General features: G+C 70.0%; 15 protein-coding genes. All 15 read right to left on the minus strand.

All coding sequences use genetic code 11. The annotated features are described in order from the left end of the window. Positions 1-31: 31 nt before the first annotated feature. The 15 genes from ACFY5C_RS13425 to ACFY5C_RS13495 all read right to left on the minus strand — a co-directional run bounded on the left by ACFY5C_RS13425 (position 32) and on the right by ACFY5C_RS13495 (position 23693). Positions 32-4162, minus strand: a complete 4131-nt coding sequence (locus ACFY5C_RS13425; RefSeq protein ID WP_389443927.1) for a ribonuclease E/G — start codon at positions 4160-4162, stop codon at positions 32-34. Positions 4163-4424: 262 nt separating this feature from the next. After that, complete coding sequence (locus ACFY5C_RS13430) at positions 4425-5189, minus strand: TIGR03936 family radical SAM-associated protein (protein WP_389443929.1); 765 nt, start codon at positions 5187-5189, stop codon at positions 4425-4427. Between the two features lie 48 nt (positions 5190-5237). After that, complete coding sequence (locus ACFY5C_RS13435; protein WP_389443931.1) at positions 5238-6383, minus strand: hypothetical protein; 1146 nt, start codon at positions 6381-6383, stop codon at positions 5238-5240. Positions 6384-6389: 6 nt separating this feature from the next. Beyond that, complete coding sequence (locus ACFY5C_RS13440; RefSeq protein WP_389443933.1) at positions 6390-6800, minus strand: hypothetical protein; 411 nt, start codon at positions 6798-6800, stop codon at positions 6390-6392. 778 nt (positions 6801-7578) lie between these two features. Further along, positions 7579-9549 carry a TIGR03960 family B12-binding radical SAM protein gene (locus tag ACFY5C_RS13445; protein ID WP_389443935.1) on the minus strand — a complete coding sequence of 657 codons (1971 nt, stop codon included), beginning with the start codon at positions 9547-9549 and terminating at the stop codon, positions 7579-7581. An 88-nt stretch (positions 9550-9637) separates the two neighbouring features. Beyond that, on the minus strand, positions 9638-11140 hold the full coding sequence (locus tag ACFY5C_RS13450) for a CHAD domain-containing protein (protein WP_389443937.1): 1503 nt from the start codon (positions 11138-11140) through the stop codon (positions 9638-9640). 359 nt (positions 11141-11499) lie between these two features. Then, complete coding sequence (gene rodA / locus ACFY5C_RS13455) at positions 11500-12699, minus strand: rod shape-determining protein RodA (RefSeq protein ID WP_389443939.1); 1200 nt, start codon at positions 12697-12699, stop codon at positions 11500-11502. Next, entirely contained in the window at positions 12696-14957 is a 2262-nt protein-coding gene (gene mrdA, locus ACFY5C_RS13460) for a penicillin-binding protein 2 (RefSeq protein ID WP_389443941.1), read from the minus strand. Before mrdA ends, rodA begins: the two co-directional genes overlap by 4 nt. A gap of 176 nt (positions 14958-15133) precedes the next feature. Continuing rightward, positions 15134-15838 (minus strand): rod shape-determining protein MreD, encoded by a 705-nt coding sequence (gene mreD / locus ACFY5C_RS13465; protein WP_389443943.1) that lies wholly within the window; start codon positions 15836-15838, stop codon positions 15134-15136. Between the two features lie 13 nt (positions 15839-15851). Continuing rightward, positions 15852-16916 (minus strand): rod shape-determining protein MreC, encoded by a 1065-nt coding sequence (mreC, locus tag ACFY5C_RS13470; RefSeq protein WP_389443945.1) that lies wholly within the window; start codon positions 16914-16916, stop codon positions 15852-15854. A 241-nt stretch (positions 16917-17157) separates the two neighbouring features. Further along, on the minus strand, positions 17158-18177 hold the full coding sequence (locus ACFY5C_RS13475) for a rod shape-determining protein (protein ID WP_004931372.1): 1020 nt from the start codon (positions 18175-18177) through the stop codon (positions 17158-17160). A 267-nt stretch (positions 18178-18444) separates the two neighbouring features. Next, a complete protein-coding gene (ndk, locus tag ACFY5C_RS13480) occupies positions 18445-18858 on the minus strand; it encodes a nucleoside-diphosphate kinase (RefSeq protein WP_030052239.1) in 414 nt (137 codons plus the stop codon). A 144-nt stretch (positions 18859-19002) separates the two neighbouring features. Then, complete coding sequence (locus tag ACFY5C_RS13485; RefSeq protein ID WP_389443947.1) at positions 19003-19359, minus strand: DUF4233 domain-containing protein; 357 nt, start codon at positions 19357-19359, stop codon at positions 19003-19005. A gap of 8 nt (positions 19360-19367) precedes the next feature. After that, positions 19368-20870: a bifunctional folylpolyglutamate synthase/dihydrofolate synthase gene (locus ACFY5C_RS13490; protein WP_389443949.1), complete on the minus strand. Its 1503-nt coding sequence runs from the start codon at positions 20868-20870 to the stop codon at positions 19368-19370. A gap of 198 nt (positions 20871-21068) precedes the next feature. Then, a complete protein-coding gene (locus tag ACFY5C_RS13495) occupies positions 21069-23693 on the minus strand; it encodes a valine--tRNA ligase (RefSeq protein ID WP_389443951.1) in 2625 nt (874 codons plus the stop codon). Between the last annotated feature and the right edge of the window lie 90 nt (positions 23694-23783).

Below are 23783 nucleotides of genomic sequence, written 5' to 3' on the forward strand. Positions count from 1 at the left end.
AGTTGTTCAGTTGTTGCCCATCAGTCGGGCATCACTCGTCGGTGGCGGCCGAGACCGTGGTCTTCTTCGCCGTCGACTTGGCCGCGGCCGTCTTGGTGGTCTTCGCCGCCTTCTTGGCCGTCACCTTCTTTGCGGCCGTCTTCTTGGCCGCGGTCTTCTTGGTGGCGGCCTTCTTCGCCGTGGCCTTCTTGGCCGTCTTACGGGCCGTCTTCTTGGCCGGAGCCGCCTCCTCGACGTCCTCCTCGGCGGCCGAGGCCTCCGCGGCGATGCCGGCCTCCGCCTCGGCGGCCGGGACGACCACGACGGCCGTCTCCTCGGACGCGGTCGGCGCGGTGGCCTTGCGCACGGCACGGCGCCGGGTCCGGGCCGGAGCGGCGCTCTCGGCGACCGCCGCGGCCGGAGCCGGCTCGGCCTGCTCCGAGGGAGCCTCGGCCGGAACCCGCGCCGCCTGCTCGGACGCGGTGGACGCGGCCTCGCCGACCGTCACGACGGTGGCCTCGGACCCTGCGGGCGAACCGGCGGGCGCGGACACCTTGCGGGTCGCACGACGCCGCGTACGCCCCTTGGGCGCGGCCTCCTCGGTGGCCGGGGCCGCGACGACCGCGTCCTCCACGGCCATCGGCTCGGCCTTGGCCTCGGCGGCCGACTCCGGCTGCACCGGACGCTCGACCTCCTGCTCGACGGTCACGTCCTGAGCCGTGGGCACCGCCTCGGACTTCCTCGGCGCACCCGCCGGAGCGGACGCCCGCCGACCGCCACGGCGACGCGAACGACCGCCACGCCCGGCTGCGGCCTCCGCCTCGGCGACGCTGCTGTATAGCTCCTCGTCGGGCGCGAAGGCAGGCTCCGCGAGTGCGGCGGGCTCTGCGGCCTCGGCAGCGACCTCGGCCTCGGACTCCGCCTCCTCCTCGGCCGTCTCGACCGGCTCGGCGGCGACGGCGGCCTCGTGGACATGCTCCGGACCGGCGCCGGCCCGCGCGCGCTTCTTGCGCTTGCCGCCGCCTCCGGCGGAGGTCGGCTGCTCCATGTGCACGATGACACCGCGGCCGTTGCAGTGGACGCAGGTCTCGGAGAAGGACTCCAGCAGGCCCTGGCCGACCCGCTTGCGGGTCATCTGCACCAGCCCCAGCGAGGTCACCTCGGCGACCTGGTGCTTCGTACGGTCGCGGCCCAGGCACTCCAGCAGGCGCCGCAGCACCAGGTCCCGGTTGGACTCCAGCACCATGTCGATGAAGTCGATGACGATGATGCCGCCGAGGTCGCGCAGCCGCAGCTGACGGACGATCTCCTCGGCCGCCTCCAGGTTGTTCCTGGTGACGGTCTCCTCGAGGTTGCCGCCCTGGCCGGTGAACTTGCCGGTGTTGACGTCGACGACGACCATCGCCTCGGTCCGGTCGATCACCAGCGAACCACCGCTCGGCAGCCAGACCTTGCGGTCCAGCGCCTTGGCGAGCTGCTCGTCGATCCGGTACGTGGCGAAGACGTCGACCTCGGAGGTCCACTTCTGCAGCCGGTCGGCCAGGTCGGGCGCGACGTGCGAGACGTATCCGTGGATGGTCTCCCAGCCCTCGTCACCGCTGACGACGACCTTGGTGAAGTCCTCGTTGAAGATGTCGCGGACGACCCGGACGGTCATGTCCGGCTCGCCGTACAGCAGCGTCGGCGCGTTGCCGCCCTTCGCCTTCTTCTGGATGTCCTCCCACTGCGCCTGCAGCCGCTCGACATCGCGGCGCAGCTCGTCCTCGCTCGCGCCTTCGGCGGCGGTGCGCACGATGACGCCCGCGTCCTCGGGGACGATCTTCTTGAGGATGGTCTTCAGCCGCGCCCGCTCGGTGTCGGGCAGCTTGCGGCTGATGCCGGTCATGGAGCCCTCGGGGACGTACACGAGGTAACGGCCCGGCAGGGAGACCTGGCTGGTCAGACGCGCGCCCTTGTGCCCGATCGGGTCCTTGGTGACCTGGACGAGCACGGACTGGCCGGACTTCAGGGCGGACTCGATGCGGCGCGGCCCGTTGGCCATGCCGAGCGCCTCGAAGTTGACCTCACCGGCGTACAGGACGGCGTTGCGGCCCTTGCCGATGTCGATGAAGGCGGCCTCCATCGACGGCAGCACGTTCTGGACCTTGCCCAGGTAGACGTTGCCGACGTACGACGTCGACTGCTCCTTGTTGACGTAGTGCTCGACGAGCACGTTGTCCTCGAGGACGCCGATCTGGGTGCGGTCGCCGTGCTGGCGGACGACCATCACGCGCTCGACGGCCTCACGGCGGGCCAGGAACTCGGCCTCGGTGATGATCGGAACGCGGCGACGGCCCTGCTCACGGCCTTCCCGGCGGCGCTGCTTCTTGGCCTCCAGGCGGGTGGAGCCCTTGATGGACTGCACCTCGTCGGACGGCTCGGCCTTCGGGCGGGGCTCGCGGACCTTGACGACGGTGCGCTCGGGGTCGCCATCGCCGGGCTCGGTGTCCACGGAGGAGTCACCGGCGCGACGGCGACGGCGCCGGCGACGACGGCTGCTGGAGCTGGAGCCGCCGTCCTCGCCTCGGTCGTCCTCGGCGTCCTCTTCGTCCTGCTCGGCGGTGTCCTCGGCGTCCTGTGCGGCCTGCGCCGCGGCAACCTCGTCGCCCTCGGCGTCACCGCCCTCGGACTCGGAGTCCGCGGACTCACCCCGACGACGACGCCGGCCACCACGCCGACGGCGCCGACGCGACCCGGTCTCCTCGGCGTCGTCACCGTCGGCGGCGTCCTCGGTCTCCGCGTCCTCGGCGTCCTCGGTCTCGTCCTCGGCGGCCGCCTCGACGCTCTGGGCGGCCTCGTCCTCGGAGGTACCCCGGCGGCGGCGACGGCGCTTCGACGCGGCGGGCTGCTCCTCTGCGAACTCCTCGACGTCCTCGGTCTCCGCCTCCGCGGCCGCCTCGGCGGCTGCGCGCTGGGGCGTCTGGAACTGCGGCTCGGTGAACACAGGCGCCTGGAAAACGGCCATGGCAGGCCGCGCGGGGCGCTGTCCCTCGCCGCCCTCGGAGGCGGCGGACTGGGTCGGCGCCGCGAAACCGGTGGCGGCCCGCTGGACGACCCGGCGACGGCGGCGGGGGGCTGCCTTCTCCTCGGCTTCGGCGGCGGGCGCCTCGGCGGGCTCGCCGAGGCCGGCCACCGCGGCGCTCACAGTGTCGATACCGGACGTCACGGGCGTCGCCGCCGTCACCGGCGTCTCGGCGGGGGCCTCGGCGGCAACGGCCTCGGAGGTCTCGTCGGCGGCAGCGGCCGCACGCCGCGTGGCGCGCCGGCGCGTACGACGCGGGGCAGCCTCGGCGGTCTCATCGGCGTCGGCGGAGGTCTCGGCGGGGGCCTCGTCGCTCACGGGTGCCTCGGCGCTCTCGTCGGCCGCCGCGGAGGCAGCGCTCTCGTCGGCGGCGGAAGCACCGGCGGGCACGGAAACCCGACGGGTGGCACGGCGGCGCGTACGACGCGGGGCGGCCTCCTCGGCAGCCTCGGCGTCCCCGGCCGGGGCAGCGGCTTCAGCGGCGGCAGGCACTTCAGCGGCCGTATCGGACGCATCGGAGACCACGGTCTCGGCGGCCTCCGTCGGCGCGGGAGCACCAGCGGGGGCGGATGCCCGACGCACCGCACGGCGACGCGAACGAGGCGGCGCCGTCTCCTCGGCAGCCGCGGCGCTCTCGGCCGCGGGCTCTTCGGCGGCCGTGCTCGCCTGCTCGGCCACGGGTGCGGCAGCAGCCACCGGCACCACGGTCTCGGCGGCCTCGGCGGCAGCCGTCGGCGATCCGGCCGGCGCGGAAGCGCGACGCACCGCCCGCCGACGCGTACGTCCGGCAGGAGCGGCCTGCGCCGTCCCCTCCGCCTCTTCGGCCTCTTGGGTCTCTTCGGCGTCCGTGGCCTCAGAAGTCGCCTCGGCCACGGCGGCCACGACGGCGTCGATGCTCTCCTGGGGCTTCTCGGCCGACTCCGCGTCTTCGGTCAGGGCCGCCACATCGGAGGCATCGGCGACCGGTATGGCCGGCTCGACCACCTCTGTGGGCTGCGCCTCGGCGGCAGCCGTCGGCGGGCCCGCCGGGCGGGACGCGGCACGGCGCCGCCGGCGCGGCGGCAGGGTGTCGCTGGGCGTGTTCAGTTCGGAACCCTCATTGGGTTCGGTCGGTTCGAGCATGCGGGCGTTTCTCCCGTCAGGCTCCCGGGCGCCGCGCCTGGTCCGGCGGTATGCCGGTGACGTCCGCGGCTCGCGCGTTGCGCGACTGCCGCCGTCCGGGGCGCGGGCGCCGCACGGGAGCTCTCTGTGTCCTGTCTCGCCGGTTCCGTACGCCGAATGCGTACGGCCTGGCGAAAGTCTTCTGGTCGGTGCGCTGCCCGACCCAGGTGGCTCCCGAGTACGAGGGCGGCGCTTCGACGACCGTCCCTGCGCGGAACCTTCCTTACGCCGGCGCCGTCGCGGCGGCAGCGGTCTCGGCCTTGGTTGGGGCCGTCGCTGCCTCGCGGTCGGGCGCGAGCGGGTCGGTCACCGTGCCGGTCTCTTCATCGAACAGCCCCTGCGCCAGCCTGGTCACCGCTGCGGGGACCGGCGGCGCCAGGTCGGCCACGGCGCGGAGACCGGACAGGACGTCGTCGGGTCGTACGGCAGGCGTCACGTGCCGAACAACCAGCCGCAGTATCGCACAGGGCTGGTCGGTCGGCCTATCAGCCGTTTCACTCTGTGTTTCAAGTTGTACGACCGCGGGTCGGGCGTCGAAGGTGCGGACGCCGTTCTTGGTCATCCGCTGGACCTCGACCGCCTCGGCGGCGTTGAAGGCCGCCACGGCTCGCTCGGCCTCGGCCGGCTCCACGCCGGCCAGCCGCAGCTCCCACACGGAAGCGGTGAGCCGGTCGGCGAGCCCCGAGGTCCGGGCCTCGACCGCGTCGACGATGTCGAGGCCGGTAGGCAGCGACTCGTCGAGCAGAACCCGCAGTTTCTCGGGATCCCGCGCTGTGGTGAGCGCGATCTCCAGATACTCCGCCTCACTGCCCGTGCCGGTGGGTGCGGCATTGGCGTACGACACCTTCGGATGCGGCGTGAACCCTGCCGAGTACGCCATAGGCACCTCGGCACGGCGCAGCGCACGCTCGAAGGCGCGCTGGAAGTCACGGTGGCTGGTGAACCGGAGGCGGCCGCGCTTGGTGTAGCGCAGTCGGATGCGCTGCACCGCGGGTGCGGGCGGCGGGCCTTCGGGCTGTCGCTTGCCCAGTGTCGTTCAGTCCTTCGTGAGAGCGGTCGTACTGCTCCCAAGAGTACGTGTCTCACGGCCCAGAGGTTCCCGTCGGGCCACTGTCTCCCGCGGTTTCGGCTCCCCGAAGAGCATCCGCCGCACGTCGGCCCGCGCCTGCCGTACGGACTCCCGGGCGCCGGCGAGCGCCTGCCGGGTGGCCCGCCCCACGCCGCGGGCGGCCTCGGCGGCGGGCCGCAGGACCGCGTCCCGGACGACGTGTCCGACCGGTGTGAGCACCGTCCGGTACACCCATCGCACCGGCTCCACGAAGGTCCACCGGAAGAGGCTCGCGAGGAACCGTCCGACGGCGAGCGAGATCCGCCCGGCGACCCGCCACGCATGCCCGAGCGCCTCCCAGATCTCCCTGCCGATGGCGGCGAGCACTCGGCCGACGGGAGCGAGGACCCACCGGTACACGGCGAGTGCGGGCAGCACGAACAGCACGCGCCCGATCCAGTACAGCGCGATCCCGATCCCGGTGACGATGGTGCTCACGGCCCACAGCAGGCCCCTCGCGCACCAGGCGATCGCCCGCCCAAGGGGCGCGAGGACCCACTCGTACACCCACAGGGCCGGGACGACGAGCAGATACCGGACCAGCCACGCCACGACGGCGTACGCGCCGAGCCCGAGCGCGCCGAGCACCGCCCCGAGCCCCCTGAGGACCCACATCGCCGCATACCCGATCGGGGCGAGCACGCGCGCGTACAGCCACCCCAGCCCGGCCCCGATCCCCCGCGCCAGCCACGCGCACGCGTGCCCGAGGGGAGTGAGCACGTACCGGTACAGCCAGACCAGCGGAATGACGACGAGTACGTTCCCCAGCCAGGCGAGCCCCGTCGCGAAGGGCACCACGACGTACCGCCACAGCGCCACGAACGGCCACACGAACAGCGCCCGTCCGAGCCAGAGCAGCGCCCGCCCCAGCGGCCTCAGCATGGTGTCGTTGAGGAAGCGCCCGGCGACGACGAGCGCGTCCCACACCATCCGCACCGGCACGACCAGCACCAGCACCACGATTCGCAGGGGCAGTCGTATCGCGACGACGAGGCACCCGTCCGGCGCTGACGGCTGCTCGTGCCCGGCCGGTGGCTCCTGCGGGTCCGTGGCCGTGGGCTTCTCAAGGTCCATATTCGCCTAGACGCTCCAGCCACCCGTCCGGATCCCACCGGCGCCCACAACCTCCGGCCCGACGCGGGGCGTTCGCACTGCAGGGTGTGCCGACCGGGTGACCCGTGGATTCGTAGGGTCGAGTCCCCGCCGAATCGGCAAGCAGATGACGCAGCCCACCGCACAGCGCATCCCCTCCTCCAGCATCGGCGCGAACGCGATGCCGGTGCCCTCGGCGAGCGTGGCGACGAACGCCATCGACCAACTGCCCCAGTGCAGATGCGGCCTGGGCACGGTTTTATGCGTCACATTGATGAGGTTGTTGTTGTGCCACACCCGCCTCGCTAAATGAGCTGTGTAGTGAGCGGTACTGAACTCATCGATACCCAGCTTTCCTCGATCCTTCCTCATATACGAAACCTGCACGTCGACGCCCACATAGTCATAGCTCGCTCCTTCAGGAAGTTGAAATACGCGTTCAAGTGAATACTCCTGCCCGACATCGAGCCAATTTCAGGGTCCGCAGAAATTACCACTGCTTATTATGGTCTTCTTGGTTTCCTCGACGTGCAGATCCGCCTCCCCTACCGGGTAACCCGGCTTTCCCGCACTCTCGCGCCACCCCTTCATCAAATCCTCGCGCCGAGCGAGCTTGGAGTAACTGCCATCTCTGCCACGCACCGTGTAGATGTCGTTGACGATGTACCCGCGAGTCCCCGAACTTCGCCCGCAAGGTGAAGTGCATGGGGGCTGAGGTGGGCTGGTACATGGGTCGAGTACGCAAGACTGACACCGGCCAGAAGTGCGGTTGCGACCACGCGGGCCGCAAGCCGCTTGGGCTGCGGGACTATGGTCCAGGTTTTCTTCCGAACAAGCAGGCAGAGTGCCCACAGAGCCCAGCGCCAAAGCGGCAGGAACACCAACAGATAGGGCGTGTATTCCGTTTCCTCGAGCCACATGAGGGCCGCAGCCATGGCGCCGATGCACCCCAGAGGCACGCACGCCCCCGCCCTCTGCGCTGCGGTGGCCCGACAGGAGCCGCCCACTGCCCGGAAGGAGTTGGGCCTGCGCCAGGCCGCTCCCGCTGGGGCCCGTCCGCACGCGGATGCGGGGGCCGGCCGACCAGGTCGCGCACGTTGTCGTCAAGAGATCGCACACGCGAGTGAGCCCCCTTCCCATCCCGGGAAGGGGGCTCCTCAGGTATCTCAAACCGAACTCAGTGCGAGTGCCCGCTCCCCGCAGGAGCCGGCGCCGCGTTCTTGACCGTCAGCGGCAGCAGCTTCTTGCCCGTCGGGCCGATCTGGATGTGGGTGTCCATCTGCGGGCACACCCCGCAGTCGAAGCACGGCGTCCACCGGCAGTCCTCCACCTCGGTCTCGTCGAGGGCGTCCTGCCAGTCCTCCCAGAGCCAGTCCTTGTCGAGGCCGGAGTCGAGGTGGTCCCAGGGGAGGACCTCCTCGTAGGTGCGCTCGCGGGTGGTGTACCAGTCGACGTCGACGCCGAAGGGGACCAGCGCCTTGTCGGCGCACTGCATCCAGCGGTCGTAGGAGAAGTGCTCGCGCCAGCCGTCGAAGCGGCCGCCGTCGTCGTAGACCGCGCGGATGACCGCGCCGATGCGGCGGTCACCCCGGGAGAGGAGGCCCTCGACGATGCCCGGCTTGCCGTCGTGGTAGCGGAAGCCGATCGAGCGGCCGTACTTCTTGTCGCCGCGGATCTTGTCGCGGAGCTTCTCGAGACGGGCGTCCGTCTCCTCGGCCGACAGCTGCGGGGCCCACTGGAAGGGGGTGTGGGGCTTCGGGACGAAGCCGCCGATCGAGACCGTGCAACGGATGTCGTTCGAGCGGGAGACCTCGCGGCCCTTGGCGATGACCTTGGTCGCCATGTCGGCGATCTGCAGGACGTCGTCGTCGGTCTCGGTCGGCAGGCCGCACATGAAGTACAGCTTCACCTGCCGCCAGCCGTTGCCGTAGGCGGTGGAGACCGTCCGGATCAGGTCGTCCTCCGAGACCATCTTGTTGATGACCTTGCGGATGCGCTCCGAGCCGCCCTCCGGTGCGAAGGTCAGTCCGGAGCGGCGGCCGTTGCGCGTCAGCTCGTTCGCCAGGTCGATGTTGAAGGCGTCGACACGGGTGGACGGGAGCGAGAGGCCGATCTTGTCTTCCTCGTAGCGGTCCGCCAGGCCCTTCGCCACGTCGCCGATCTCGCTGTGGTCCGCCGAGGAGAGGGAGAGCAGGCCGACCTCCTCGAAGCCCGTCGCCTTCAGCCCCTTGTCGACCATGTCGCCGATGCCGGTGATCGAGCGCTCGCGCACCGGGCGCGTGATCATGCCGGCCTGGCAGAAGCGGCAGCCTCGGGTGCAGCCGCGGAAGATCTCGACCGACATGCGCTCGTGGACCGTCTCGGCGAGGGGCACGAGCGGCTGCTTGGGGTAAGGCCACTCGTCCAGGTCCATGACCGTGTGCTTGGACACACGCCACGGGACACCGCTCTTGTTCGGTACGACACGGGCGATACGGCCGTCCGGGAGGTACTCGACGTCGTAGAACGCCGGGATGTACACCGAGCCCGTCCTCGCCAGGCGGAAGAGGACCTCCTCGCGGCCTCCGGGGCAGCCCTCCGCCTTCCATGCGCGGATGATCGCCGTCATGTCCAGCACGGCCTGCTCGCCGTCGCCGATGATCGCCGCGTCGATGAAGTCGGCGATCGGCTCGGGGTTGAAGGCCGCGTGGCCGCCCGCCAGGACGATCGGGTCGTCGATGGTCCGGTCCTTGGACTCCAGCGGGATGCCCGCCAGGTCCAGGGCCGTGAGCATGTTGGTGTAGCCGAGCTCGGTGGAGAAGGACAGGCCGAACACGTCGAAGGCCTTCACCGGCCGGTGGCTGTCCACCGTGAACTGCGGGACGTCGTGCTCCCGCATCAGCGCCTCCAGGTCCGGCCACACACTGTACGTGCGCTCGGCGAGGACGCCCTGCTGCTCGTTCAGGACCTCGTAGAGGATCATGACGCCTTGGTTGGGCAGCCCGACCTCGTACGCGTCGGGGTACATGAGCGCCCAGCGGACGTCACAGGAGTCCCACGGCTTGACCGTGGAGTTGAGCTCTCCGCCGACGTACTGGATCGGCTTCTGCACATGCGGGAGCAGAGCTTCGAGCTGCGGGAAAACCGACGCAGCGACTTCGGCAGGCATCTCGCGAACCTTCGTGAGCGGGACTGAACTGACAGGGGTGACCATCTAGCCTAACGCGACCGTGGCCACCCCCAGCACGTCCGAAAGCTCAGAGGACGTCCGCCCCGCCCCTGACCCCGTCCCAGACTCCGGGCAGCTCGTCCTCCACGGCCGCCGCCCGCTGCTCCTCGCGCCCGTACAGCAGCCCGTAGGTGAAGGCGCTCTCCCCGCCCGCGTGCGCGACCGCGGACAGCTCGCGCAGCGTCTGGCGGGCCATGACGCTGTCCTGGTGCTCGCCGAGCAGGTTCTGCAGGGACTTCATGGTCTTGACCAGGCGCTTGGCCGGCTTGCCGAGCGCCGGAACGGCCGCCTCCGCCGCGTAGCGGGTGCGCTTGGTCTTCTTGCGGGCCTCGTGAATGGTGACGTCACGCTCGCTGCCGGGCTCCAGCTCGAGGGCCCGCTCGACGAGCGCGGACACCTTGCCGAAGTCCTTCCGCACGGCCTTCGGCAGCGCGTTCCCGGGCTCCTTCCCGGCCGCCTTCAGCAACGGGGGGTCGGCGAGCAACCCGTCGACGGCATCGAGCAGGGCCAGGTAGCGGCGGGAGTCCAGGACCCCGATCAGCCGGCCGCTCGCCCCGCCGGGCCTGTCCCCCGCCCAGTGGCTCAGCCGCTCGGCGACAGGACCGTAGACGAGCGTGTCGGGCACCTCGTCGAGAGCGGCCGACAGCCGCTCGTTCAGCACCTCGCGGTCCCGGTCCACGCCCAGCTCGCCGGCCAGCCACTTCAGCTCGTCGCCGATCGGGTCGGTGACGGCCCGGTCCAGGACCTTGCCGAAGGACTTGAAGGTGCTGCGCATCCGGCGGGTGGCGACGCGCATGCTGTGCACGGAGTCCTCGACGTCCTGGCGTACGGCGGGGTCGAGCTCGACGATCGCGTCGCGCTGGGCGCGGACGTACGCGAGCACGTGGTCGCCGGCGGTCACGGGGTCCTCGACGGACACGGGGGCGAGCTTCTGCGGGGCGGTCTCGGCCAGGGCGCGCGCGAGCTTCGACTCCGACTTGGACGGCCGAACCCCGGCCTTGCGCAGCCGCTTCTCCACCTTGTCGAGCAACTCCGGGTCGACGCCGTCGGCCAACTCCACCTCGATCTCGGTCCATTGCGCGCCACCGCTGCCGCCTGCGAGGCGGTCGGCCTGCACGGCGTCCACACTGACCTCCGCGAGCAGCCCGCCGTCGGCGTCCACGAGATGCCGCACGTCACGCTCGGAGCGCAGCCGGACCATGGGCACCAGTTCGGCGTCCCGAACCCGGGAGCGGACGAGTCCGGCGAGGGAATCGGGCAGCGTGTCGGACAGCGGCGCCTGGACCTCGTCCCGCACTCCGGGGGCCACGGGGAACTTCAGATGCCAGCCGGCGTCGGACCCGCCCGTTCGGCGCCGCAGGGTGATCGAGGACGAGGCGAGGCGCTCGTCCGCGGTGTCGTAGTAGGTGGCGTCCAACTGCGCTACACCCTTGTCGATCACGGCATCGACCCCGGCGGCCCCGGTCAGATCCGGCAGGCCGCTGTCGTCGGATTCATACTTCCGCTCGATTTCGCGCTTCGTGTCCGCCATGCCCTGAATCTAGTGGGAGTCACGACGGGATGACAGGGCTCACCAGCCATGAACGCTGGGAAAACGGGGGGCGGCGACTGGGAGTCGGGCCGATGCGGGCCGATCCTGCCGCAGGCCACCCGGCCCCCGGCTGGAGCACCGCGCCGCCGCGCATCATCCGGACGGCACGGCGCCCGTTCGACCGACCGCACGGCACCCATTCGGCTGACCGGAGCGCCGGTCCGACGTCGCTCCGGTCCGACGCCGCAGCACCGGTCCGACGCCGCTCCGGTGCAACGCCGCAGCGCCGGTCCGACGTCGCTCCGGTCCGACGCCGCAGCACCGGTCCGACGCCGCACCTCCCAGCCCCGGCCCGCCGCTCACGCGGACAACGGACGTTGCACCCGGATCGACTGCAGCAACCCCACCGCCACCCACACCGCGAACATCGACGACCCTCCGTACGACACGAACGGCAGCGGCAGACCGGTCACCGGCATGATCCCCAGCGTCATCCCGACGTTCTCGAACGCCTGGAAGGCGAACCACGCCACGATCCCCGCCGCGACGATCGTCCCGTACAGCTCGGTGGTCTCGCGGGCGATCCGGCAGGCCCGCCACAGGATCACGCCGAGAAGGAGGATGATCAGCCCGCCGCCGAGGAAGCCCAGCTCCTCCCCCGCCACGGTGAACACGAAGTCGGTCTGCTGCTCCGGCACGAACTGGCCGGTCGTCTGCGAGCCGTGGAACAGCCCCGCGCCCATGAGCCCGCCCGAACCGATCGCGATGCGTGCCTGGTTCGTGTTGTAGCCGACCCCCGCCGGGTCGAGCTCCGGGTTGGCGAAGGCCGCGAAGCGGGCGATCTGGTAGTCGTCCAGGACACCCAGCTGCCAGACCGCGATCGCCCCCATGGTGCCCGCGCCGATCAGCCCGAAGACCCAGCGGTTGGAGGCGCCGGACGCGAGCAGCACACCCAGCACGATCACCACCATCACCATGACCGAGCCGAGGTCGGGCATGAGCAGCACGATCAGCATCGGCACGGCGGCCAAGCCGAGCGCCTGCACGACCGTGCGGTGGTCCGGGTACTGCTTGTCCCCCGCGTCCACTCTCGTCGCCAGCAGCATCGCCATGCCCAGGATGATCGTGACCTTCACGAACTCTGAGGGCTGGAGCGAGAAGCCGCCGGGGAGCTTGATCCAGGAGTGGGCGCCGTTGATCGTGGAGCCGAGCGGTGTGAGCACCAGCAGGATCAGGAAAACCGAGACGCCGTACAGGATCGGCACGGCCGTGCGCAGGGCGCGGTGCCCCAGCCACACGGTCCCGATCATCAGCGCGATCCCGATGCCGGTGTTCAGGATGTGCCGGATCAGGAAGTAGTACTGGTCGCCCTGGTTGAGCTCGGTGCGGTTGCGTGTCGCCGAGAAGACCAGGATCGAGCCGATCAGCGACAGGGCGATCGCCGCCAGCAGTATCGGCCAGTCCAGCCGGCGGGCGAGGGAGTCGCGGGCGAACAGGCGGGTCCAGCCCGCCCGTTCGGGCCCGTACCCGGAGACCTGGAAACTGTTGGCGCCGGTCATGTGAGCATCCTCCGGCTTCCGCGCCCGCGGCCCCTGCGTCGTCTGCGCCGGGTGTCCCGGTTCTCGGTCGTCGGCGGCGCGACCGTCCCGGCGAGCTGCTGCTCGTCCGGCTCGGCCTCGCCCTTCTGGCCTGCCCGCTGCTCCTTCGCCGGGTCCTTGGAGACCTTCGGCGAGGCGATGGTGCCGTCGGTGCGGACCTTCGGCAGGTTCTTCTGCGGGGCGGGCAGCAGCGCGTTCTTCTTGTTGATCGCGCCGTCGTCGGAGACGCCGTACAGCGCGTCGTAGATGTTGCGCACGGCCGGACCCGAGGCGCCGGAACCCGTACCACCCTGGGAGATCGTCATGACGACCGAGTAGTCCTTGGTGTACGTCGCGAACCATGAGGTCGTCTGCTTGCCGTAGACCTCGGCGGTACCGGTCTTGGCGTGCATCGGGATCTTGTCCTGCGGCCAGCCGACGTCCGCGAACCGCCAGGCGGCGGTACCGCGGGTGGCGACTCCGGCGAGGGCGTCGTCCATCGCGGCCAGCGTCTGCTTGCTTATGGGCAGCTTGCCGTGGGACTTGGGCTTGATCTCCTCGACGGTCTTGCCGTCGGGGCTGACGACGGCCTTGCCGACCGTCGGGTCGTAGAGGGTGCCGCCGTTGGAGATGGCCGAGTAGATGGTCGCCATCTGGATGGGGGTGACGAGGGTGTCGCCCTGTCCGATGGAGTAGTTGACGGAGTCACCGGCGCGCAGCCGGTTGCCTTCGAGGCAGTTCTCGTAGGCGATCTTCTCGGCGTAGCTGCCGTCCTTCTTGCCGTACTTGCACCAGGCGTCCTTGTTGGCCTTCCAGTAGTCCTGCTTCCACTGGCGGTCGGGGATGCGGCCGGTGACCTCGTTGGGGAGGTCGATGCCGGTCTCCGCGCCGAGGCCGAACTGGTGGGCGGTCTTGTAGAACCAGTCGCCCGCGTTCTTCTTCGGCTTGGTGCCGCCGTCCCGCTTCCACTCCTCGTGGGAGAGGCGGTAGAAGACGGTGTCGCAGGAGACCTCCAGGGCGCGGCCGAGGCTGATCGGGCCGTACCCCTTGGACTCGAAGTTCTTGAAGACCTGGCCGCCGATCGAGTACGAGCTGGAGCATTCGTACGGGCCGTCGAAGGAGTAGCCCGCGTTGACCGCGGCGGCCGTCGGGACGACCTTGAAGATGGAGCCGGGGGCCGACTGCCCCTGGATCGCCCTGTTGAGCAGCGGGTAGTTGGAGGCCTTGCCGGTGAGTTGCTTGTAGTCCTTGGCGGAGATGCCTCCCACCCAGGCGTTCGGGTCGTACGAAGGGTTGGACGCCATGGCGACGACGCGGCCGGTCTTGGCCTCCATCACCACGACCGCGCCCGAGTCGGCCTTGTACGGCTCGTTGGTGTTGCGGTCCCACTCCTTGCGGGCTGCTTTCATCGCCTCGTTCAGCTCGTACTCGGCGACCCGCTGCACGCGGGAGTCGATGCTGGTGACGAGGTTGGCCCCGGGCTGGGCGGCGTCCGCCTTGGCCTGGCCGATGACCCGGCCGAGGTTGTCGACCTCGTAGCGGGTGACGCCGGCCTTGCCGCGCAGTTGCTTGTCGTACTGCCGCTCCAGGCCGGAGCGGCCGACCTGGTCGGAGCGCAGGTACGGCGAGTCGGTGTCCTGGGCCTGCTGGAGCTCCTCGTCGGTGACCGGGGAGAGATAGCCGAGGACCTGGGCGGTGTTGGAATTGCCGGGGCTCGGGTACCGGCGCAGGGCCTGTGGCTCGGCGGTGATGCCGGGGAAGTCCTCGGCGCGCTCACGGATCTGCAGGGCCTGCTTGGGGGTGGCCTCGTCGGTGATGGGGATGGGCTGGTACGGCGAGCCGTTCCAGCAGGGCTGCGGGGTCTCGGCGTCGCAGAGCCGGACCTTGCCCATCACGTCCTCGGTCTTCATGCCGAGCACTTTGGCCAGCTTGGCGAGGACGCCCTTGCCGTCGTCCTTCATCTTCAGCAGGTCGGTGCGGGAGGCGGAGACCACCAGCCGCGTCTCGTTGTCGGCGAGCGGCACTCCGCGCGCGTCCAGGATCGAGCCGCGCACGGCGGGCTGGACGACCTGCTGGACGTGGTTGCCGGACGCCTCCTTGGCGTACGCGTCGCCCTCGCGGATCTGCAGGTACCACAGGCGCCCGCCGAGGGTGCCGAGGAGGGAGAGGACGAGGATCTGGATGACGACGAGCCGGATCTGGACGCGTGGCGTCCTACCGGTCTCGGGGATGTTGCTCACTGCGGCTGCCTCCCCCTCTCAGTGCAAGTGCCAGTGCGGATACGACTGTGTGTGTACGACTCTTCGTACGACCGTGTGCACGACGCCGCCTGCGACCGCGTGTACGAGTGATGAACGTCCGGCCTGCGAGGCCCGGTTCCTCCTGGACTCACCCGTCCGGGTGAACTCCCCTGCCCTCACAGCCGCTTGACCCCCTTAATGCGCCCGGCGCGCGCAGTCCGCGCCCGCACCGCCTTCACCTTCAGTCCGCCCTTGAGGCCACCCTTCAGGCCCCCCATCCCGCCGCGCTGGCCGCCGATGCGCAGACCGGTGCCGCCGGAGAGCCAGCCGGTGGAGATGTCGGCCTTCTTCGCCTGCGACTTGCTGTCGGCGAGCGGGTCGTTCTCCGCCCGTCGGGCCAGCGCCATGATCCCCGGGACGACGAACGGGGCGAGCAGCAGGTCGTACAGCGCGGCCGTGAACAGCAGGCTGCCGAGGCCGACATGGCGGGCGGCGGTGTCCCCGACGAGGGCGCCGACACCGGCGTACAGCAGGGTCGTGCCGATCGCGGCGACGACCACGACGACCATCGGCCCGGTGGCCGATTTGAGCCGGCCGTTGTCCGGCTTGATGAGCCCGGCGAGATAGCCGATGACGCTCAGCACCAGCGCATAGCGGCCGGCGGCATGGTCGGCGGGCGGGACGAGGTCGGCGAGCAGACCGGCACCGAAGCCGACGAGGGCGCCGCCGACATGGCCGTAGACCATGGCGAGGCCCAGGACGGTGAGCAGCAGCAGATCGGGGACGGCGCCCGGGAGGTGGAGGCGGGCCAGGACGCTGACCTGGATCACCAGGGCGACGACGACCAGGGCGGAGGAGAGCAGGACTCGGTTGACGCGCATCTGGCTTCAGCTCCTACTGCTCTTGCTCGTACACGTCTTGCTCGTACTGGTTCCGGCCGTCGGTCCCAGGCTGATTCTGGCCGTCGGCCTGCGGCTGGTCCTCACCGTCGGCCTGCGGCTGGTCCTGACCATCCGCCTGCGGCTGGTTCTGACCGTCTGCCGGGTCCTCGGCGCCCGGCGTGACGGTGACCGTCACGGTCGGCGTGGGAGTCGGCTCGGGCTTGTCGGGGAGCACCGTGTCGCGCGGGTCCTTCGCGGGGGCCTGGACGACGACGCCGACGATGTCGAGCTTGCTGAAGCCGACGTACGGCGTGACGTACAGGGTCCGGGTCAGGTTGCCGCCGGAGGGGTCGACGCGGGAGACCACGCCGACGGGGACGCCGGGCACGAACGGCTTGTCGGCCTGTGAGCCGAAGGTGACGAGCCGGTCGCCCTTCTTCACCTCGGCCTTGCCGTTGAGGAGTTCGACGCGCAGCGGCCGGTCGCCCTGTCCGGAGGCGAAGCCGAGTTCGTCGCTGGCCTCCATGCGGGTGCCGACGGTGAAGTCGGGGTCGTTGGCGAGCAGCACGGTCGCGGTGTTCGGGCCGACGGTGGTGACGCGTCCGACCAGCCCGTCCCCGTTCAGGACGGTCATGTCGCGCTGGATGCCGTCGTTCACGCCGACGTCGATGGTGATCGTCCAGGAGAAGCCCTGGGCTGCTCCTATCGCGATGACCTCCGCGCCCTTGATGCCGTACTGGCCTGCTCCCGCGACCTTCAGCACCTTGTCCAGCTGCTTCAGGCGGCTGCGGTTGCGGTCGTCGCTGCCGAGCTTGGCCTTGAGGGCGGCGTTCTCCTGCTCCAGCCGGGCGAGCCGGTCGTGGCGCTCGCCGGAGTCGCGGATCGCGGCGACCGCGTTGCCGACCGGGTTCACCGCGGCCGACACGCCGTCCTCGATCGGTCCGAAGACCGTGGCAGCGGCATGGCGGGCACCGTCGACCGGCGAATCCTCACCGCCGCGGATGTCCACCGTGATCAGTGCGAACGCGATGGCGATCAGCAGCACCAGGAGCAGCCGGCTCTCTCGTGTGTCCCTCACGTGCAGCGGCCGTGCCCTTCCTCAGTAGGAATTCGGGAAACCCCCGGTAAACCCGAGGGGGCTCTGTATGCGGAGTTTGACTACGAACTTCTAAGCGGAGCTTGTGCGTGGAGCTTCTCTGCGAACTTTCGAAGGCTCGAAGGTTCGACGTTTCGAGGCTCTTCAGGGAGCTTATGCCTCTATATCAACGATCCGCCGTACGAGAGGAGATCATCCCGTACGGCGGAATCGAAGAGTTACGTCATCTGCGCGGCTGGGCGTCCAGCACCTGCTGCAACGCCTCGAACTCCTCGACGCACTTGCCGGAGCCGAGCGCCACGCTGTCCAGCGGGTCCTCGGCGATATGGATCGGCATGCCGGTCTCGCGGCGCAGCCGCTCGTCGAGGCCGCGCAGCAGGGCACCACCGCCGGTCAGAACGATGCCTCGGTCCATGATGTCGCCGGACAGCTCCGGCGGGCACTTGTCGAGGGTCGTCTTCACGGCGTCCACGATCGCGTTGACCGGCTCCTCGATGGCCTTGCGTACTTCGGCCGCTGAGATGACGACGGTCTTCGGCAGCCCGGAGACAAGGTCCCGGCCGCGGATTTCGGTGTGTTCGTCAGCATCGAGGTCGTACGCCGAACCGATCGTGATCTTGATCTGCTCGGCCGTCCGCTCACCCAGCAGAAGGGAGTACTCCTTCTTGATGTGCTGGATGATCGCGTTGTCCAGTTCGTCGCCCGCGACGCGGATGGACTGGGCGGTGACGATGCCGCCGAGGGAGATGACCGCGACCTCCGTGGTGCCGCCGCCGATGTCGACCACCATGTTGCCCGTGGCCTCGTGGACCGGCAGGCCGGAGCCGATGGCCGCGGCCATGGGCTCCTCGATGATGTGCACCTGGCGGGCGCCGGCCTGGGACGACGCCTCGATGACGGCGCGGCGCTCGACGCCCGTGATGCCGGAGGGCACACAGACGACGACCCGCGGACGAGCCAGATACCGCCGCTTGTGGATCTTCAGGATGAAGTAGCGGAGCATCCGCTCGGTGATCTCGAAGTCGGCGATGACGCCGTCCTTCAGCGGACGTACGGCAACGATGTTGCCGGGCGTGCGCCCGATCATCTTCTTCGCTTCGGCGCCGACCGCGAGAATGCCGCCGGTGTTGGTGTTGATCGCGACGACGGACGGCTCGTTGAGTACGATCCCGCGACCCCTGACGTACACCAGCGTGTTGGCGGTCCCGAGGTCGACAGCCATGTCACGGCCGATGAACGACATTGAGTTCCCCATCAGGATTCGTCTGGCCTTCCTGGGAGCTTTTGATGGCTTTTCAGGTCGGCGAAGTGGGTGCTGTGACGTGAAGGCTTCTATCGTAGACGCGCCTTCGCGAACACTGCGGGAGGGTCTTCGCCATTGTCATCAGATGGCGAGTCGCCTCGCTTGTGGAGACGGGCCATCGGGGGCACTCGTTCCCTCGATCGCCACGCATATGCCGCCGGGCGGTCGGGTTTCTTCGACCGCCCCAGTTCGGGCCTGGTGTGAGGGTCAGGCGCGGCCCGGGAAGAAGATCTTCACCTCGCGCTCCGCGGACTCCTCGGAGTCGGAGGCGTGGATCAGGTTCTCGCGGACGATCACACCGAAGTCGCCGCGGATGGAGCCGGGTGCCGCGGCGATCGGGTCGGTCGGACCGGCGAGTGCGCGCAGCCCCTCGATGACCCGCTCACCCTCGACGATCAGGGCCACGACCGGGCCGGAGGCCATGAACTCCACCAGCGGCTCGTAGAAGGGCTTGCCCTTGTGCTCGCCGTAGTGCTGCTCCAGGGTCTCCTGGTCCAGGGTGCGCAGCTCCAGCGCGGTGATCTGCCAGCCGGCCTTGCGCTCGATCCGGCTGATGATCTCGCCGGTCAGGCCGCGGCGGACTGCGTCGGGCTTGAGCAGGACGAGGGTGCGCTGGGTCACGACGAGCTCCTTATTACCTACAGGTGTGCGGTGGGACGAGGTTACAGGGCTGAGCTGGGCGCTCGTCACGGAGTGTCAGCTAGTGCAGGTGACGGGCCCCAGGGGATGCCCCCGGGGCTCCGATCGGCCTCAGCGGCCTCGTCCTCAGGCTCCGGAAGGGCTGGTTTTGTCCCCTTGCGCCGCAAAGCGCGCCTTCGCCTCGTCGACCTTTCTGCCGTAGTGCACCGACGCCCACCACAGCGCCGCGAACACCGCGCCCAGGAAGAACATCGTCGGGACGATGAAGCCGGACGCGATCAGGGCGATCTGCAGGGCCCAGCCGAGGGCGACTCCGCCGGGCCGGGTCACCAGGCCGCACAGCAGCAGGCACAGGAACATCGCGATCCCGCTGACCGTCCACACCGTCGACATGGCCAGGTCGGGATCCTTCATGGCGACCAGACCGGCGAAGCCGATGACGAAGAACTCGCCGATCAGGGTCGAGGAACAGAGCGTACGCATTTTCGGACTCAGCCCTTCCCCAGCAGCAGCCGGGCTTCGCCGACCGTGATGACGGACCCGGTGACGAGCACACCGCCGCCCGCGAACTCGCCTTCCTCCTCGGCCAGCGTGATCGCGGCCTCCAGGGCGTCCGGCAGCCGCGGCTCGACCTGCACGCGCTCGTCGCCGAACACCTCGACGGCGATGGCGGCCAGTTCGTCGGCGTCCATGGCGCGGTGGGAGGAGTTCTGCGTGACGACGACCTCGGCGAAGATCGGCTCGAAGGCCTCCAGCAGCCCACGCACGTTCTTGTCGCCGCTCGCGCCGACAACCCCGATCAGCCGGCTGAAGTCGAAGGCCTCCGCGATCGCCTCGGCGGTCGCACGCGCGCCCGCCGGGTTGTGAGCGGCGTCGAGCACGACGGTCGGAGAGCGCCGTACGACCTCCATACGGCCCGGAGAGGAGACGGCCGCGAACGCCTTGCGGACGGTGTCGATGTCCAGCGGCTCGGCCCGCGCGGCGCCGACGCCGAAGAAGGCCTCCACTGCGGCGAGGGCGACGGCGGCGTTGTGCGCCTGGTGCGCGCCGTGCAGCGGCAGGTACACCTCGGGGTACTCACCGCCCAGCCCGCGCAGGGTCGCCAACTGCCCGCCGACAGCGACCTGACGCGACACGACCCCGAACTCCAGGCCCTCGCGCGCGACCGTGGCGTCGACCTCCACCGCCTTCTTCAGCAGCACCTGCGCCGCGTCCACCGGCTGCTGGGCCATGATCACGGTGGCGTCCTGCTTGATGATCCCGGCCTTCTCTCCGGCGATCTCACCCGGAGTGCCGCCGAGCCGGTCGGTGTGGTCGAGGTCTATGGGAGTCACGACGGCGACATCACCGTCGATGACGTTCGTGGCGTCCCAGGAGCCGCCCATTCCGACTTCCACGACGGCCACATCTACCGGCGCGTCGGCGAAGGCGGCGTACGCCATGCCCGTCAGCACCTCGAAGAAGGACAGCCGGTACTCCTGCTGGGAGTCGACCATCTCGATGTACGGCCGGATGTCCTGGTACGTCTCGATGAACCGCTCGGCCGAGATCGGCGCCCCGTCGAGGCTGATCCGCTCGGTGATCGACTGCACGTGCGGGGAGGTGTAGCGGCCGGTGCGCAGCTCGAAGGCGCCGAGGAGGGCCTCGATCATGCGGGCCGTCGACGTCTTGCCGTTGGTGCCGGTGATGTGGATGGAGGGGTACGCCCGCTGCGGGTCGCCCAGCACGTCCATGAGCGCGGCGATCCGGGTGACGGACGGCTCCAGCTTGGTCTCGCCCCAGCGAGTGGCGAGCTCCGCCTCGACCTCGCGCAGCGCCTTGTCGACCTCGGGGTCCTCGGGGCGTGCGGGCACGTCGGCGCTGGGCGGGCCGCCCTGGGTGCGCAGGGTGCGGCTGCCGGCCTCGATGACCGCGAGATCGGGGTCGCGGTCGGTCTCGGCCGCGATGATCTCTTCGAAGTGGTCGAGGGGGTCGGGCTCGTTCTCGTCGCTCACGGGGTCAGTCTACGGAGGGGGACTGACAGCGCGCCCACGGAGTGGGGTGCGTGGTGTCACGTGGCGGGTGCGGGTGCGTTGTGGCTGGTCGCGCCCCCACGGAGGCGCCGCACAGCGATACGGTCCGTGCCCCCGAGAGAGTCGGCGAAGGCCCCCGGAGCCAAGAAGCTCCGGGGGCCTTCATCGACGTACGAACACCTACGCCTGCGGCAGCCGATCCAGCTGCGCGGCGATCCGTGCGATGTCCTCTTCCGCCTTGGCCAGGCGGCCGCGGATCTTCTCCACGACGTTGTCCGGCGCCTTGGCGAGGAACGCCTCGTTGCCGAGCTTGGCGTTCGCCTGGGCCTTCTCCTTCTCGGCCGCCGCGAGGTCCTTCGCGAGGCGCTTGCGCTCGGCCGCGACGTCGATCACGCCGGAGAGGTCGAGCGCGACCTCCGCGCCCGCCACCGGCAGGGTCGCCGTGGCCGTGAAGGACTCGCCCTCCGGCTGGAGGCGCAGCAGCTGGCGGATGGCCGGCTCGTGCGGGGCGAGGGCCGTGCCGTCGAGGGTCAGGCGAGCGGGGACACGCTGGCCAGGCTGGAGCCCCTGGTCGGCGCGGAAGCGGCGGACCTCGGTGGTGACCTGCTGGAGAACGGCGATCTCCTGCTCGGCCGCGGCGTCACGGAAGCCGCTGTCCTTCGGCCACTCGGCGATGACGAGCGACTCGCCGCCCGTCAGCGTCGTCCACAGGGTCTCCGTGACGAACGGGACCACCGGGTGCAGCAGCTTGAGGGTGACGTCGAGGACCTCGCCGAGGACGCGCTTGGAGACCTCGGCCGGCTCGCCGCCCGCCTGGAACGTCGTCTTCGACAGCTCGACGTACCAGTCGAAGACCTCGTCCCATGCGAAGTGGAAGAGCGCGTCGGACAGCTTCGCGAACTGGAAGTCCTCGTAGAACGCGTCGACTTCGGCGACGACGGAGTTCAGACGGGACAGGATCCAGCGGTCCGTCGACGACATCGCCGACGGCTCCGGGAGCGGGCCGTCGACCGTGGCGCCGTTCATCAGCGCGAAGCGCGTGGCGTTCCAGATCTTGTTCGCGAAGTTACGGGAACCCTGGACCCAGTCCTCGCCGATCGGGACGTCGACGCCCGGGTTGGCGCCGCGGGCCAGGGTGAAGCGGAGCGCGTCGCTGCCGTACTTGTCCATCCAGTCCAGCGGGTTGACCGCGTTGCCGAAGGACTTCGACATCTTCTTGCCGAACTGGTCGCGGACCATGCCGTGCAGGGCGATGGTGTGGAACGGCGGGGTGCCGTCCATCGCGTACAGGCCGAACATCATCATCCGGGCGACCCAGAAGAAGAGGATGTCGTAGCCGGTGACCAGAACGGAGTTCGGGTAGAACTTCGCGAGCGACTCGGTCTGTTCGGGCCAGCCGAGGGTGGAGAAGGGCCACAGGCCGGAGGAGAACCAGGTGTCGAGGACGTCGGTGTCCTGGTGCCAGCCCTCGCCGGTGGGCGGCTCCTCGTCGGGGCCGACGCAGACGACTTCACCCTCCGGGCCGTACCAGACAGGGATGCGGTGACCCCACCACAACTGCCGTGAGATGCACCAGTCGTGGAGGTTGTCGACCCAGTCGAAGTACCGCTTCTCCATCTCCTGCGGGTGGATCTTGACCTTGCCGTCGCGGACCGCGTCACCGGCGGCCTTGGCGAGCGGGCCGACCTTGACCCACCACTGCATGGACAGGCGCGGCTCGATGGTGGTCTTGCAGCGCGAGCAGTGGCCGACGGAGTGGACGTACGGACGCTTCTCGGCGACGATCCGGCCCTCGGCGCGCAGCGCGGCGACGATGGCCGAGCGGGCCTCCAGGCGGTCCAGGCCCTGGAAGGGGCCATGGGCGGTGATGACCGCGTGCTCGTCCATGATCGTGATGGCCGGCAGGTCGTGCCGCTGGCCGATCTCGAAGTCGTTCGGGTCGTGGGCCGGGGTCACCTTGACGGCACCGGTGCCGAACTCCGGGTCGACGTGCTCGTCGGCGACGACGGGGATACGGCGGCCGGTGAGCGGCAGCTCGATGTCGCGGCCGACGAGGTGGCGGTACCTCTCGTCGTCGGGGTGGACGGCGACCGCGGTGTCGCCGAGCATCGTCTCGGCGCGGGTCGTCGCCACGACGATGGCGTCGTCGCCGTCGCCGTACCGGATGGAGACGAGTTCGCCGTCGTCGTCCTGGTACTCGACCTCGATGTCCGAGATGGCCGTCAGACAGCGCGGGCACCAGTTGATGATGCGCTCGGCGCGGTAGATCAGCTCGTCGTCGTAGAGGCGCTTGAAGATGGTCTGGACGGCCTGGGACAGGCCCTCGTCCATGGTGAACCGCTCGCGGGACCAGGCGACGCCGTCGCCGAGGCGGCGCATCTGGCCGCTGATCTGCCCGCCGGACTCGCCCTTCCACTGCCAGACGCGCTCGACGAACGCCTCACGCCCGAGGTCGTGCCGGGACTTGCCTTCCTTGCCCAGCTCGCGCTCGACGACGTTCTGCGTGGCGATACCGGCGTGGTCCATGCCGGGCTGCCACAGCGTCTCGAAGCCCTGCATGCGCTTACGGCGCGTCAGGGCGTCGATGAGGGTGTGCTCGAAGGCGTGCCCGAGGTGCAGGCTGCCGGTGACGTTCGGCGGCGGGATGACGACGGTGAACGGCGGCTTGTCGCTCTTCGCGTCCGCCTCGAAGTAACCCCGCTCCACCCAGCGCTCGTACAGCGGCCCCTCTACGTCGGCCGGCGCGTACTGGGTCGGCAGTTCGGTGTCGGGCGCTGGTGGCTGCTGCTGAGCGTTCTCGGTCACCCGCTCAGTTTAGGGGTGTCGCGGGCGTGTCCCGAAACGCGTTTGTTCTGTAACGGTGGGCACCCCGATGCCATGCGTTGCCTGAGTCTG

It is taken from the genome of Streptomyces sp. NPDC012935 (assembly GCF_042900345.1).
GTDB lineage: Bacteria > Actinomycetota > Actinomycetes > Streptomycetales > Streptomycetaceae > Streptomyces.

Coding starts and splice junctions, on each gene's coding strand:
- ACFY5C_RS13485 (WP_389443947.1), bottom strand. CDS start 19,359: ATGCGTACGCTCTGTTCCTCGACCCTGATCGGCGAGTTCTTCGTCATC.
- rodA (WP_389443939.1), bottom strand. CDS start 12,699: ATGACCGGCGCCAACAGTTTCCAGGTCTCCGGGTACGGGCCCGAACGG.
- ACFY5C_RS13450 (WP_389443937.1), bottom strand. CDS start 11,140: ATGGCGGACACGAAGCGCGAAATCGAGCGGAAGTATGAATCCGACGAC.
- ACFY5C_RS13435 (WP_389443931.1), bottom strand. CDS start 6,383: ATGGACCTTGAGAAGCCCACGGCCACGGACCCGCAGGAGCCACCGGCC.
- ACFY5C_RS13445 (WP_389443935.1), bottom strand. CDS start 9,549: ATGCCTGCCGAAGTCGCTGCGTCGGTTTTCCCGCAGCTCGAAGCTCTG.
- mreD (WP_389443943.1), bottom strand. CDS start 15,838: ATGCGCGTCAACCGAGTCCTGCTCTCCTCCGCCCTGGTCGTCGTCGCC.
- ACFY5C_RS13475 (WP_004931372.1), bottom strand. CDS start 18,177: ATGTCGTTCATCGGCCGTGACATGGCTGTCGACCTCGGGACCGCCAAC.
- ACFY5C_RS13425 (WP_389443927.1), bottom strand. CDS start 4,162: ATGCTCGAACCGACCGAACCCAATGAGGGTTCCGAACTGAACACGCCC.